The organism is Jannaschia faecimaris, assembly GCF_900107415.1.
Taxonomy (GTDB): domain Bacteria; phylum Pseudomonadota; class Alphaproteobacteria; order Rhodobacterales; family Rhodobacteraceae; genus Jannaschia; species Jannaschia faecimaris.
In genome coordinates, this window is sequence record NZ_FNPX01000013.1 from 60,422 (window position 1) to 73,554 (window position 13,133).

At 61.5% G+C, this 13,133-nt stretch carries 11 protein-coding genes; 8 read left to right on the forward strand and 3 right to left on the reverse strand.

Translation table 11 applies throughout. The annotated features are described in order from the left end of the window. Positions 1-8: 8 nt before the first annotated feature. The 3 genes from BLV27_RS13515 to BLV27_RS13525 all read right to left on the reverse strand — a co-directional run bounded on the left by BLV27_RS13515 (position 9) and on the right by BLV27_RS13525 (position 2,915). Positions 9-983: an ABC transporter permease gene (locus BLV27_RS13515; protein ID WP_092646864.1), complete on the reverse strand. Its 975-nt coding sequence runs from the start codon at positions 981-983 to the stop codon at positions 9-11. Between the two features lie 83 nt (positions 984-1,066). Continuing rightward, positions 1,067-1,879 (reverse strand): SDR family NAD(P)-dependent oxidoreductase, encoded by an 813-nt coding sequence (locus BLV27_RS13520; protein ID WP_092646866.1) that lies wholly within the window; start codon positions 1,877-1,879, stop codon positions 1,067-1,069. A 70-nt stretch (positions 1,880-1,949) separates the two neighbouring features. Further along, positions 1,950-2,915, reverse strand: coding sequence for a sugar ABC transporter substrate-binding protein (locus tag BLV27_RS13525; RefSeq protein WP_092646868.1), 966 nt, complete (start codon positions 2,913-2,915; stop codon positions 1,950-1,952). Positions 2,916-3,243: 328 nt separating this feature from the next. On the opposite strand from BLV27_RS13525, the gene BLV27_RS13530 reads away from it, so the two are divergent. The 8 genes from BLV27_RS13530 to BLV27_RS13565 all read left to right on the forward strand — a co-directional run bounded on the left by BLV27_RS13530 (position 3,244) and on the right by BLV27_RS13565 (position 12,853). Next, positions 3,244-4,992 (forward strand): extracellular solute-binding protein, encoded by a 1,749-nt coding sequence (locus BLV27_RS13530; RefSeq protein WP_092646870.1) that lies wholly within the window; start codon positions 3,244-3,246, stop codon positions 4,990-4,992. A gap of 18 nt (positions 4,993-5,010) precedes the next feature. Then, positions 5,011-5,820, forward strand: a complete 810-nt coding sequence (locus tag BLV27_RS13535; protein WP_092646872.1) for an SDR family NAD(P)-dependent oxidoreductase — start codon at positions 5,011-5,013, stop codon at positions 5,818-5,820. Positions 5,821-5,883: 63 nt separating this feature from the next. Further along, positions 5,884-7,182: a M24 family metallopeptidase gene (locus tag BLV27_RS13540; protein WP_092646874.1), complete on the forward strand. Its 1,299-nt coding sequence runs from the start codon at positions 5,884-5,886 to the stop codon at positions 7,180-7,182. A 53-nt stretch (positions 7,183-7,235) separates the two neighbouring features. Then, positions 7,236-8,237 (forward strand): thiamine pyrophosphate-dependent dehydrogenase E1 component subunit alpha, encoded by a 1,002-nt coding sequence (locus BLV27_RS13545; RefSeq protein WP_092646876.1) that lies wholly within the window; start codon positions 7,236-7,238, stop codon positions 8,235-8,237. Positions 8,238-8,247: 10 nt separating this feature from the next. After that, the gene (locus tag BLV27_RS13550; RefSeq protein ID WP_092646878.1) at positions 8,248-9,243 is read left to right on the forward strand and encodes an alpha-ketoacid dehydrogenase subunit beta; all 996 of its coding nucleotides are present in this window, start codon (positions 8,248-8,250) and stop codon (positions 9,241-9,243) included. Next, positions 9,233-10,516, forward strand: a complete 1,284-nt coding sequence (locus BLV27_RS13555) for a biotin/lipoyl-containing protein (protein WP_092646880.1) — start codon at positions 9,233-9,235, stop codon at positions 10,514-10,516. The genes BLV27_RS13550 and BLV27_RS13555 overlap by 11 nt, the downstream gene beginning before the upstream one ends. Positions 10,517-10,532: 16 nt before the next feature. Continuing rightward, a complete protein-coding gene (locus tag BLV27_RS13560) occupies positions 10,533-11,963 on the forward strand; it encodes an NAD-dependent succinate-semialdehyde dehydrogenase (RefSeq protein ID WP_092646882.1) in 1,431 nt (476 codons plus the stop codon). An 8-nt stretch (positions 11,964-11,971) separates the two neighbouring features. Next, a complete protein-coding gene (locus BLV27_RS13565) occupies positions 11,972-12,853 on the forward strand; it encodes a 2-oxo acid dehydrogenase subunit E2 (protein ID WP_092646884.1) in 882 nt (293 codons plus the stop codon). Positions 12,854-13,133 lie beyond the last annotated feature (280 nt).

A 13,133-nucleotide genomic window follows, 5' to 3' on the forward strand; every position in this document is an offset into this window, starting at 1 on the left:
TCCCTCCCTTACGCGATCGGCGACATGAGCTTGCCGCGCTTGGCTGCAATATCAAGCCAGACCGCAAGGATGATGATAATCCAGGTCACGACGTACTGTACGGAGAAATCAAGCCCGACCAGCAGCAGGCCGTTCTGAATGAATCCGAGGATTAACACCCCGATCACCGTCTTGAAAATCGTGCCCGATCCACCCAAGAGGGACGCGCCACCAAGAATGACGGCTGCGAGGACTTCAAGCTCCAGTCCTTGCCCCACTGTGTTTTGCGAGCCCATTGAGCGGCTGGCCTGGATGAGACCGGCCGTGGCTACGCAAAGCGCACTCATAATATAGCACAGGAAGACCACGCGTGCCCGCCGGATGCCTGAGAAGGTCGCCGCTGTCCCACTGCCGCCCACCGCGTAAACCTTTCGGCCAAACGGGGTCTTGGACAGTATGATGCCTAGCAAAGCCGCCAGCGCGATGAAGATCAGGATCGGCGTCTGAATTCCCAAGATATTGCCTTGCCCGAAGATGGCAAACCAGGTGCCTTCTTTGTCGGCGATGTCCATGTTCTTGCCGCCCGAATAGGTCAGCGTCAGCCCGTGGATGGCCGAAAGCATTCCCAAAGTTACAATCAGAGAATTGAGCTTGAGATAGCCGACGAGAAACCCAATGAAGGCCCCGAGGCATAGCGTCATCGCAAACATGGCAGGGATCGCGAGGGTCGGTCCCAGTTTGTCGTGAAGATCAAGGACCACGATGGTCGAAAAGGACATCATCGACCCCACGGAGAGATCGAGGTTGCCGCTGATAACGACAAAGGTCACCCCCAGCGCCATCACCCCCAGAATCGCCGAAGACCTGACCACGTTCTCGAAATTGTCGAGCGTCAGGAATTTCGGATTGGCAATTGTGAACCCGATTATGAAAAAAGCGAAGGCGATCAGGATGCCCTGCTTCGCCAGCAACTTTCCGATGTCCTGCTTCGTAAACTCAGCCATTGTTCCCTCCCTTGGACCGCTCTCGGCGGCCCTTAGTTTTTCTTACATCCAGCCTGCCGAAATCCCTCCCCCGGCAGGTCAGATCAAACCAGTGTCATGCCCCCGTCGATCATCACGATCTGCCCCGTCATGTAGTCACTTTCCCGCGCTGCCAGAAAGGTTGTCGTTCCAGTGATGTCTTGCGGCTTGGCCACGCGGCCGCGCAGGATTTCAGACGAAAACTCCTCCATCGCCTGACCGGGCCGTTCGGACGCACCAATGGCCATCAAGTCCTGATCGACCTGTTCCCACATCTCGGTCGCAACCACTCCGGGGGCAAAGCCCGTGACGGTAATGTTGTGTTTTGCCAGATCGCGCGCGCCCGATTGGGTCAGCGCCACAACGGCCCATTTGCTCGCGCAATACGGGGCCACGTTATCAAAACCCTGACGGCTGGCGATCGAGGCGGTGTTGACGATCTTGCCGGCTACTCCGTCTGGTCCGGGGCCCTGCGCGATCATCTGCCGGGCGGCTTCCTGCATGCCGATCATGCAACCCAAGCCATTGACCCCCATAATGAAATTCCAGTTGTCCTCGGTTACGTCGAGGAAGTTCATCGGTTTGTTCACGCCGGCATTGTTGAATTTGACATCCAGCTTGCCGAAGACGGCGACAGTATGCTCGATCATGGCGCGGACCGATGCGCGGTCGGTCACATCGACTTTTGCGTGGGTCACCTTGCCGCCTGTGTCGTTTGATCGTCGGCGGTTTTCATCGGCAACGGCAGCAGCTTTCGCGCCGTTGATATCCGCGAAACAGACATCGGCACCTTCCGCCAGAAGCGCTTCGCCGATTGCACGTCCGATTCCTTGCGCGGCACCGGTTACGATGCACGATCGACCAGAAACACGTCCCATAGCCCCCTCCCAAATTGGCTACTTGGAGATTTGGACGCGGGGGTCGCCCCCCCCGCGTCCGGGGAGGAACTCAGAACACCGGCTTGGTGAACTCGGTCATGTTGTCCTGAGTGATCTTCGGTGTGTCGAAGTAGTTCAGGAACGGCAGCTCTTCGCCGTTGAGCAGGTCAATCGCGGTCTTCAGCGCGGCTTCTGCGTCATCAACAGGCGACTGGTAGATTGAACCCCAGTAGGTGCCTGCGGCCATCGCCTCATAACCCACTGCGAAGTTGGTGGCACCGACGAAGGTGATGCCCTCGCGGCCGGCAGCGATAGCTGCGTTCATTGCGCCAACACCCATGTTGTCGTCACCGGCGTAGACACCGTCGATGTCGTCATACTTGACAAGGAACGCTTCCATGACCTGCTGCGACTTTTCACGGTTCCAGTCACCTGGCTGCTCGTCGATCTGCTCAACGTTCGGGCAGACTTCGGGCAGACGGTCGTTGAAGCCCTTGGCGCGCTCGATGGCGGTCGTGTAGCCCGGCTGGCCGGTGATGTGCACAACTTTGGCTTCATCCTCAATGCCCAGCTCCTTGAAGCGGTCGCACATAATCTCGGCAGAGCGCGCGCCCTGCGTGATGTTGTCTGGCCCCGAGAATGACGCGACGAACTCGAAGCCCGCTTCCGCGATGTTCGAGTTCGTGACGACCACCGGGATGTCGGCCTGCGCGGCCTTGCGCACGGCTGGGATCACGGCTTCGCCGTTGGTCGGCCAGATGATGATCGCGTCGACTTCCTGCTGGATCAGGTCTTCCATCTGGGCGATCTGGCGGGCGACGTCACCGCCCGCATCCAGAACCACCACTTCAACGTCCGGGTTAGCCTCGGCTGCGGCGATGAAGGCCTGTTCGTACGTCGTCTGGTAGCTGTCGACGCCCACATTGTTTTGCGTGATGCCGATGCGCATCGGCGCGTGTGCATCCGCCAGTGCGGATCCCGCGATGGTCATCGAAGCAGTGGCGACAGTGGTCGCTAGGATAGTGCGAAGTTTCATTGTTGGTTTCCTCCCAGGAAATACTCTCGGATTTTGATTCAAGCCCCCTTCTCCCGTCGGGGAATCATCGACCGGCTGGCCGGTATGATTGCTCCAAGGATGCGCTGCCATGACGCGACGTGAGTCACAAATAATATCCAATACAAATATAACATAGTTCATTTTGGATATTTTGGAGATACATTTCGGCAGCTTGTGCACTCATAACACGAGGAGCTTTGCGGTGCCCGACTCCGTTCCGATCAAAACGAATATTTCAATGTCGCACCCGTCGGAAGGTCCGGCGGCACGCAAGACGGCCCGACCGAGAAAGGTGAAAGCAAGACCGATGAATGCGATGACGGCAGATCACAGGAACCGGTTCGTGCCGCCCAAGGCTAAGACCGAGATGCTCCAGATCATCGCATTTCTGGAGGATCTTGGCGACGAACTCGATGATATGATTGATCTGTCGACACCTAACCCGAACCTGCGAATGGTTCTGTTGCTGATGCGCGGGCACCTTGACGGGAGGGTCATCACCGCAACATCCCTCATCGGGGCGAGCCGGGTGCCTTACGCAACCGCCAACCGGCGCCTTAAGGAGATGCTGGCCGCAGGTCTGATCGAACAGCGCCCCCGCACGAAGACCGGCAAGAGCTTTTCAATGCATCCCAGCGAGACGCTGATGGAGCAATGGTCCCAACTGACCAGTCGCGTCCGGCGTCTGGCAGCAGGTGCGTCCGACACGGACGGAAGCGGCCGCGAGGGCGTCGATTACTACTTCGGCGGCTCCTACATGGACGCCAAGTCCATTCCGCCGCTTCAGGTGTTGGCCGAACCGTTGAAACTGGCCGGTGGGGTGCGCGTTCTCGTCCATGGCGATCCGACCTTCATGGTGATGGACAACCTGAAGCGGCAGTTTGAGCAGACTGTGGGCACGATGATTCACCAACGCGCCTTCTCTATTGACCGTCTGCGCGAGGAAACGCTTCGGAATGCCGCCCGCAAGGCGAGCCGCTACGATATCATTGCCGTCGATCTGCCGTGGCTTGGCGACTTCGCAGAACAGAACATACTGATGCCCTTGGAAGAGGCAATGGATATCGCTCGCCTGGATCCGGCGGACTTTCACACGGCGGGCTGGGAAGCCGCGCAGTGGAATGGCAGGCTCTTCGGCGTTCCCGCCCAGACCACCCCCGAGTTGCTGTTCTATCGTAAAGATCTCTTCGCAAAGGCGGGTCTGGCTCCCCCCCAAACGACCGACGAGCTGCTCAAGGCGGCCAAGGCGCTTCACAATCCGCAACGTGGGCAACACGGGATCGGCTGGAATGCGGCGCGGGGCACGGCCCTTGGCCACACCGTGCTGATGGCGCTGGCCGATTTCGGTCAACCGATCCTGGACCTGCCGCCGATTGCCGGGGGGTTCGACACGCGCAACCTGGCCGATCGGAAATATCGCGCGACGATCGATACCGATGCCGGGTTACGCGCGGCGGAGTTCCTGCTGGAGCTGCTGAAGTACTCCCCGCCGGAAATCCTTTCGATGTCTTGGTATGAGCGGATCCGTCCGTACGCAGCAGGACGCATTGCGATGACCTACGGCTACACCCTCTTGGCCCCCTATTTCGAGCTCGACGAGACGTCGCCAGCCAACGGACAAACCGGCTATCTTCCACACCCTGCGGGACCAGGTGCCAGCCCGATCGCGCCGGTTGGCGGCTATGTGATGGGGATACCCGCCAACCTGCCTGAAGACCGGGTCGCCGCAGCGGTGGAAGCCCTGATCGTCTTCACATCACCCGAGGCCCAGAAGCTTTACGTGCAGAACGGCAGCCGGACCAACCCGCGCTATTCCGTGGCCTCCGACCCCGACGTACGCCGCCTTTCGCCAGTGTTCCAGGCGGTGGACGAGATGTCGTGGCGCGATGAATTGCAATTCTGGCCCCGTCCGCCGGTGCCAGAAATCTGCGACATCATCCAAGTCTGCGGCGAGGAATTTCACGACATGCTGCGCGGGATCATTCCCCCCCGCGAAGCGCTGCGTCGCGCCCAGGGGAGGGCCGACGAAATCATCAGGACACACGAAAAAACGTGACAACAGGAGGAGATAACAATGGATCCCAACCGCCTCAAGGGTAAGAACATTCTCATCACCGGTGCCGCCCGCGGCATGGGTGCCGCCAACGCGGAGAACTTTGCCGCGCAGGGCGCGAACGTCTGCATCGGCGACCTGGACCCTGACGAGGCGCAGGTCGTGGCTGACAAGATCAACGAAGCCGGAAACGGCAAGGCGATCGCCGTAAAAATGGATGTGACCAAGCGCGAAGACAACGCCGCCGCCGTGGCCGCGACGGTCGAGGCCTTCGGGTCGATCAACGTGGGCCTCTTCAATGCCGGCCTGAACAAGCCCCGTTTCTTCATGGATATCGATGAAGACAACTGGGACATGATCATGAACGTCAATACCAAGGCCATGTGGTTGGGCATGCAGGAGACCGCCCGTCAGATGATCGCCCAAGGCCCGATGGACGATCACCCCTACAAGCTGATCAATGTCGGCTCCATCGCGTCGCGCAAGCCGCTTGTCGATGTTACGGTCTATTGTACATCGAAATATGGCTGCCTTGCCTTGACCCATTGCGGTGCGATCGGGCTGGCCGAGCATGGCGTCACGGTCAACGGCTACGCCCCCGGCGTCGTGGTCACCCCACTGTGGGAGCAGTTGGACAAGGATCTGGTCGATATCGGCTTTAAGCAGAAAGCGGGCCAGGCCTACGACGACATCGTGCGCGACGCCCTGCAGATCAAACGCGTCTCCTACCCCAAGGACATCGTGGGAACCGCGTCATTCCTGGCCAGCGACGACAGCGACTACATGACCGGCCAAATGATCCACATCGATGGCGGCTGGTGCATCCAGTAACCGCCTCTGATCACGAATAAATATCAAAATGTCAGAGGCGTATGCCTCTCGAAGGAGACTGAAATGTCACGAGCCCTTATGCCTAACCTGCTCACCCCGCAGGACCTGGAACCCGACTGGCGTTGGGAAGGCCGCCTGCCCGCTTGGGGCCACACCTCGGTGGATTTCGAGCGTCGGATCGACCACGATCGCCTGCGCCGCTACCGTCTGGCCCGCACCCGTCAGGCGCTGCAGGAGTCCGAAGCCGCCACGTTGCTTTTGTTCGACGTCAACAACATCCGCTATGTCAGCGCGACAAAGATCGGCGAATGGGAACGGGACAAGATGTGCCGCTTCTGCCTGCTGACGGGGGATGAGGCCCCTTACGTCTGGGACTTCGGCTCGGCCGCGATGCACCACAAGAAATTCTCCGACTGGCTGGTGCCGGACCATTGCCGCGCCGGTGTCGTCGGGATGCGCGGAACCATTCCGCCGGAATTCGGCCTGATGCGCAAATATGCCAAGGAAATCGCGGGCCTGATCGAGGACGCGGGCATGGCCGGAATGCCGGTTGGCGTCGACTATGCCGAGACGGCGATGTTCGAGGCGCTGAAGGCCGAGGGTATCAACGTCGTCGACGGTCAGCAGATCATGCTGGCTGCGCGCGAGATCAAGAACTGGGACGAAATCCAGCTTCTGACGCAGGCGGCAGCGATGGTCGATGGCGTTTACCACATGATCTACGAGGAGCTGAAGCCGGGCATCCGCGAGAACGACATCGTCGCCCTGTCCAACAAGATGCTCTACGAGATGGGTTCCGACGATGTGGAGGCGATCAACGCCATCTCGGGGGAGCGGTGCAATCCGCATCCCCACAACTTTACCGACCGATACTTCAGGCCGGGCGATCAGGCGTTTTTCGACATCCTTCAATCCTACCAAGGGTATCGAACCTGCTACTACCGCACATTCAACATCGGCCGCGCCACTTCGTCGCAAAACGATGCCTACGTGAAGGCGCGGGAATGGATCGACGCGTCGATCGACCTGATCCGGCCGGGCGTCAGCACCGACGTCGTGGCGCAAGCCTGGCCCAAGGCCGAGGAGTTCGGCTTCCCGGACGAGGCCTCCGCCTTCGGTCTACAGTTCGGCCACGGCCTGGGCCTCGCCCTGCATGAGCGGCCAATCATCAGCCGGGCCGTCAGCTTGGAACACCCGATGGAGATCAAAACCGGCATGGTTTTCGCGCTTGAGACCTACTGCCCCGCATCTGACGGCTATTCCGCCGCCCGGATCGAGGAAGAAGTCGTCGTGACCGACACCGGCTGCGAAGTGATCTCGCTCTTCCCCGCGGAAGAGTTGCCCATTGCCAACCGCTACTGAGCGCGCACGCCCGGACCGAAACGGTCCGGGCACCTCTGCCAAGGACACATGATATGAGCCCTGCCAAGAAGAAGACGAACAGCGAAGACTACCTGCAAATGTATCGCCAGATGGTCCGTATCCGCACGTTCGAAGACAACGCGAACCAGCTTTACCTGTCGGCCAAGATGCCGGGACTGACCCACATGTACTCCGGCGAGGAAGCCGTGGCCGTCGGTATCTGCGAGGCACTGGAGACCCGCGACAAGATCACCTCGACCCACCGTGGCCATGGCCATTGCGTCGCCAAGGGGGCCGATTTCAAGGAGATGTTCTGCGAGCTTCTGGGCAAGGAGGAGGGCTATTGCCGCGGTAAGGGCGGGTCGATGCACATCGCCGACCAATCCAATGGCAACCTTGGCGCAAACGCCATCGTCGGCGGCTCCATGGGTATCGCTACGGGGGCTGCGTTCACGTCGAAAATGCTTGGCAAAGACGACGTCGCCGTCTGTTTCTTTGGTGACGGTGCCACGGCGCAGGGCCTGCTGTACGAGGTGATGAACATGGCCGCGCTCTGGAAGCTGCCCGTGATCTACGCCTGCGAAAACAACGGCTACTCCGAATACACCAAGACCGAGGAAATCGCCGCTGGATCCATCACCGCCCGCGCGGAAGCCTTCGGGATCGAAGCGCATCAGGTCGATGGGCAGGACGTGCTGGCCGTGAACACCCTGACCGCCGATCTGGTTGCCCGCGCGCGCAAGGGCGAAGGTCCGTTCTTCGTGGAATTGATGACCTACCGCTACCACGGGCACCACGTGGGCGACATCAACCGCGAATATTACCGGACCAAGGCCGAGGAGAAGGACTGGAAGGAAAACCGCGATCCGATCATCCGCTTCCGCACCTGGCTCGTGGCCGAGGGCGTCGCCTCAGAGGAGGAGATCGAGGCGATGAACGCCGAAATCGCCGCAGACGCCGAGGCGGCCGTCAAATACGCGCTCGACGCCAAGTATCCCGACGCATCGGAAGTGGACATGCATGTCTTCTCCGACGTCAAACACGCGCTGGCCTGAGGAGAACACCATGAGAGAGATTACCCTGTCACAGGCCGTGAACGAAGCCCTGGCCGAGGAAATGCGCCGCGATGAGACGGTGTTCATCATCGGCGAGGACGTGGCCGAGGCTGGCACGCCCTTCAAGATCCTGTCCGGTCTGGTCGAGGAATTCGGCACCGGCCGCGTCGTCGATACGCCGATTTCCGAGCCGGGATTCATGGGGTTGGCCGTAGGGGCAGCGATGACGGGTACGCGCCCGGTCGTGGACCTGATGTTCGGCGACTTCATCTTCCTGATCATGGACCAACTTTGCAATCAGGCGGCCAAGACGCATTACATGTCGGGCGGCAAGCTGAACGTGCCGCTGGTCCTGCGCACCAACATGGGGGCCACGCGCCGCTCTGCCGCGCAGCACTCGCAATCGCTGCACGCGCTGGTGGCGCATATTCCCGGCCTGAAAGTTGCGATGCCATCATCCGCCTACGAAGCCAAGGGCCTGATGAAGACCGCCATCCGGGACAACAACCCGGTTGTCATCTTCGAAGACAAGCTGATGTATCAGGACAAGGCCCCCGTCCCCGAGGAAGAGTTCCTGATCCCCTTCGGCGAGGCGAACATCAAGCGCGAAGGCACTGATATCACGCTGATCGGCACGTCATCGATGGTGCAGGTCTGCGAGAAGGCCGCCGAGATCCTTGCCGCGGAAGGCATCAGCGCCGAAGTCATCGACCCGCGCACCATCGTACCCTTGGACGAAGCCGCGCTGCTGAAATCGGCCCGAAAGACCAGCCGCGTGATCGTCGTCGACGAGGGTCATCAAAGCTTTGGAGTCACCGCCGAAATCGCCAGCCGCATTAACGAGAAAGCCTTCTATCATCTGGACGCGCCGGTCTTGCGCATGGGTGCCATGGACGTGCCGATCCCCTTCAGCCCCGCGCTTGAGGACATCACCGTGCCCACACCCGAAGGCGTGGCCGAAAAGGCGCGCATCCTTGTAGCCGGGGAGATGATCGATGCCGCTTGACGTCATCATGCCTGCGCTTGGCATGGCGCAGGAAACCGGCCAGATCGTCGCCTGGCACAAGCAGCCGGGCGATGCCGTGTCGAAAGGCGAAGTCCTGTTCGAGGTGGAAACCGACAAGGCCACGATGGAGGTCGAGGCGCAGGGCGATGGTTATTTGACCGACGTGACCGCCAGCGAGGGCACGGACGTGCCCGTCGGCCACGTCATCGCGCAGATCTCCGACACCGCTGAATCCGCGCAGGGCGGCGAGAGCCCCCCCCCTGCCCCCGCAGAAGACACCGAGGCCTTGCCGGAGGGCAAGGACGTGATCATGCCGACCCTCGGCATGGCGCAAGACACCGGCCTTCTGGTCACATGGCACAAGGCAGCCGGCGATGCCGTCGGAGCCGATGACGTGCTGTTTGAGGTCGAAACCGACAAGAGCACGGTCGAGGTCAACGCAGGGGTCGATGGTTTCGTGGCGGCGCTTCTGGCCGAAGAAGGCGAGGAAGTGCCGGTAGGTCAGACCATCGCAATCATCAGCGCCCAGGCACCGGCCAACCCGGTCACGCGAAGGGCATCAAGCGCCGCGACATCGACGGAGCCGCCGAAGGCACCGGCGAAACCCGAAGCGAAGGCCCCGCCAGCGGCCAAAGCCGGGACGGACAAAGCCGCTCCGCCCTCCGCAGCAGGCGGGCGCATTCTGGCGTCACCAAAGCTTCGGCGTCTGGCACGTGAACAGGGGCTCGATCTTGCGCGGCTTGCCGAGACGGGCCTTCCACAGCCATTTCACGTCAAGGACCTGGAAGCGCTCAAGGCCATGCCCGCCGCCACGGCTGCCGGTACGGGCGGCGGACCTGCAGCCTGCCGTCTGAAGGCGAAAGTAAAGGCTGAAGGCTTCTCTGCTTTCGCAACTTGGGCCGCCGAAAACGCCAGGATGACCGACACGCCCGCGCTCCTTGCCGGGCTTTGTGCGGCGAGCCTGGGCAAGAACGCCATCGTGGCAGTCGAAACCTTCGGCGAGAGCAAGACCTACGCTGCCGCGACGCAGCTCGGGAAGACCGAAGCGAGTGACGATGCCCCGCAGTTGCGCCTGCGCGATCTGCGGTTCACGCCGATCACCACCGTGAACGTGGGGGGCGAAGACATTCCAACCCTGACGCTGACGCGCCGCGGGAAGGGTCTGGCAATCACCCTGGAATACGCCGCCGGCCAGTTTGACGCGTCCGATGCAATCACCTTACTTTCCAGTTTCGCAGGCCGGATGGAGCAACCGCTCCGCCACCTGCTCTGATATCCGGAGACCGACCATGGACTATACCGACCTCTACATCGACGGCGAATGGCGCAAGGGTGCCTCGGACGAGCGTTTCGACGTGCTTAATCCCGCGACCGAGAAGGTCATCGCCTCCGTCGCCTCCGCCGAAATTGCGGATGCCGATGCCGCGCTGGATGCCGCCGAGTCAGCGATGAAGGACTGGGCCGCGCGCACGCCGCGTGCCCGCTCCGAGGTGCTGCGCCGCGCATGGGAGCTGATGACCGCGCGCCTCGACCATTTTGCCCACCTTATTACGCTTGAGAACGGCAAGGCTGGCACAGACGCCAAGGGCGAAGCGGCCTATGCCGCAGAATTCTTCCGCTGGTTTGCCGAGGAAGCCGTGCGCGCGGACGGCCTACTGATGCACGCACCCGCTTCGGGGGCACGCATCATGGTCCAACATAAACCAGCCGGCCTGGCGGTTCTTGTAACACCTTGGAACTACCCGGCAGCAATGGGTACCCGCAAGATCGCGCCTGCGCTGGCCGCTGGCTGCGCCGTCATTATCAAGCCCGCGTCCGAGACGCCGCTGACCATGCTGGCCCTCATGCCCCTGCTGGAGGAGGCTGGTGTGCCCAAGGGCCTTGTGAACGTGCTTCCGTCCAAGCGGACCGGGGCGCTTGTCGATCACATGCTGCACGATCCCCGCGTGCGCGTCGTCAGCTTCACCGGCTCGACCGGCGTCGGACGCAAGCTGCTGCACTCTGCCGCCGATCAGGTGCTGAAACCGGCGATGGAGCTGGGCGGCAACGCGCCGCTTCTGGTGTTCGAGGATGCAGACTTGGATATCGCCGTCGAAGGCGCGATGCTGGCCAAGATGCGCAACCTGGGCGAGGCCTGCACCGCCGCCAACCGTTTTTACGTGCATGCCGACGTGGCCGAGGCCTTCACCGCCAAGTTCACTGCCGCGATGTCCGCGCTCAAGGTGGGTGATGGCACCGATCCGACAGTGGATGTCGGGCCGCTGGTCAACGCGGATACGCGCGACAAGGTCGCCGCTTTCGTGGCCGATGCCGTTGCCAAGGGCGCGAAGATCGAATGCGGTGGCACCACGCCCGAGGGGACCGGGTTCTTCTATCCGCCCACGGTGATGTCAAACGTCTCCGAAGATGCCGAATGCGTGCACGATGAGATCTTCGGCCCCGTCGCCGCGATCCAGACATTCACCGACCAGGAAGACGCGATCCGCCGGGCCAACGACACTGAATACGGGCTTGTCGCCTATGTGTTTTCGGCTGACATGAAGCGCGCGCTGCAGGTTTGCGAGCGGCTTGATTACGGCATGGTGGGCCTGAACCGTGGTCTCGTTTCCGACCCCGCCGCCCCGTTCGGGGGAACCAAGCAATCGGGTCTGGGCCGTGAGGGTGGGCATGAAGGCATGCTCGAATTCATGGAGACCCAGTACATCTCGGCCAGTTGGTGAGGCGCGATATGTCCGATGTCATCGCCTCTCCTTCGGTTCGCATCCTTGCCCGCGAAAAGGGTATCGATATCGAAAAACTCGCCCGTGACCTGGGCCGTACCAGCATCGCCCGTGAAGACCTTGCGGGCGGCCGCGCTGCCGCCCCTGCCCAGTCAGACCACGCGGGGTACTGGAACGTGGATCACGCTCAATACGGCCCCGTGACAGAAGAACCGCTGAGCCGCTTCGCGCAGGTCGCGTCCGGCAACCTTGCGGCTGCGAATGCCATGATCCCGCAGGTCACTCACCATGACCGCGCCGACGTCTCGGCGATCGAGGCCTTGCGGCGCGACTTGAAGTCCGAGGCACAGGCCCGGGGCGTCAAGCTCACTTCGCTGGCATTTCAGGTCAAGGCGCTGGCACGGGCCCTGCGGGAGTTTCCGCGGTTCAACGCCTCTTTAACGTCGGATGGCAAGACACTGATACTTAAGGATTACGTTCACATCGGTGTCGCCGTGGACACGGCCCATGGCCTGATGGTGCCCGTGATCCGTGACGCGGACACCAAGGGCCTGTGGCAGATCGCGGCGCAGATCACAGACCTTGCCTCACGCGCGCAGGCCCGGAAGGTCGGTCCGGACGAGATGGGCGGTGCCTCCATGTCGATCAGCAATCTGGGGGGCATCGGCGGCACCGCGTTCACCCCTATCGTCAACCCTCCGGAAGTAGCCATTCTCGGCCTCACCCGTACGGAAGTCACCCCCGTCTGGGATGGCAACGCGTTTCAACCAGTGCCTATGGTGCCACTCGACCTTAGCTATGACCATCGCGTCATCAACGGTGCCGAAGCCGCGCGGTTCGTGAGCTATCTTGCTGCGCTTCTGGCGGATCCACGTCGGATCATGGTCTGAAGGTCCGAATCGTAGGAAAGGGTCGCTCCAATCGCCCATGGTGTGTGCCGGGACGGCCAACGCGCAGGATTGGGTCACCCTAAGGCCGAAACCGCCGGGATCCAGCGTGCGCGAGCAAGTCAATGCCGCGCGCACCGAACCGCCGGCAGCGTTCGGGAAATGGCTGATCGCGGATGCGGTAAAGGCGGCTATCGCCCTCAGCCCCGTTACGCGATAATTTTTCAGCTTTTTGCACAAAATTTGTGCATACCGACCTCTGCCGCCAAGGAAGCGCCGGTTC

What these genes read in the sequence shown, in the direction of transcription:
- BLV27_RS13545 (WP_092646876.1), top strand. Translation starts at nt 7,236, where the DNA reads ATGAGCCCTGCCAAGAAGAAGACGAACAGCGAAGACTACCTGCAAATG.
- BLV27_RS13540 (WP_092646874.1), top strand. Translation starts at nt 5,884, where the DNA reads ATGTCACGAGCCCTTATGCCTAACCTGCTCACCCCGCAGGACCTGGAA.
- BLV27_RS13525 (WP_092646868.1), bottom strand. Translation starts at nt 2,915, where the DNA reads ATGAAACTTCGCACTATCCTAGCGACCACTGTCGCCACTGCTTCGATG.
- BLV27_RS13515 (WP_092646864.1), bottom strand. Translation starts at nt 983, where the DNA reads ATGGCTGAGTTTACGAAGCAGGACATCGGAAAGTTGCTGGCGAAGCAG.
- BLV27_RS13555 (WP_092646880.1), top strand. Translation starts at nt 9,233, where the DNA reads ATGCCGCTTGACGTCATCATGCCTGCGCTTGGCATGGCGCAGGAAACC.
- BLV27_RS13530 (WP_092646870.1), top strand. Translation starts at nt 3,244, where the DNA reads ATGAATGCGATGACGGCAGATCACAGGAACCGGTTCGTGCCGCCCAAG.
- BLV27_RS13520 (WP_092646866.1), bottom strand. Translation starts at nt 1,879, where the DNA reads ATGGGACGTGTTTCTGGTCGATCGTGCATCGTAACCGGTGCCGCGCAA.
- BLV27_RS13560 (WP_092646882.1), top strand. Translation starts at nt 10,533, where the DNA reads ATGGACTATACCGACCTCTACATCGACGGCGAATGGCGCAAGGGTGCC.
- BLV27_RS13535 (WP_092646872.1), top strand. Translation starts at nt 5,011, where the DNA reads ATGGATCCCAACCGCCTCAAGGGTAAGAACATTCTCATCACCGGTGCC.
- BLV27_RS13565 (WP_092646884.1), top strand. Translation starts at nt 11,972, where the DNA reads ATGTCCGATGTCATCGCCTCTCCTTCGGTTCGCATCCTTGCCCGCGAA.
- BLV27_RS13550 (WP_092646878.1), top strand. Translation starts at nt 8,248, where the DNA reads ATGAGAGAGATTACCCTGTCACAGGCCGTGAACGAAGCCCTGGCCGAG.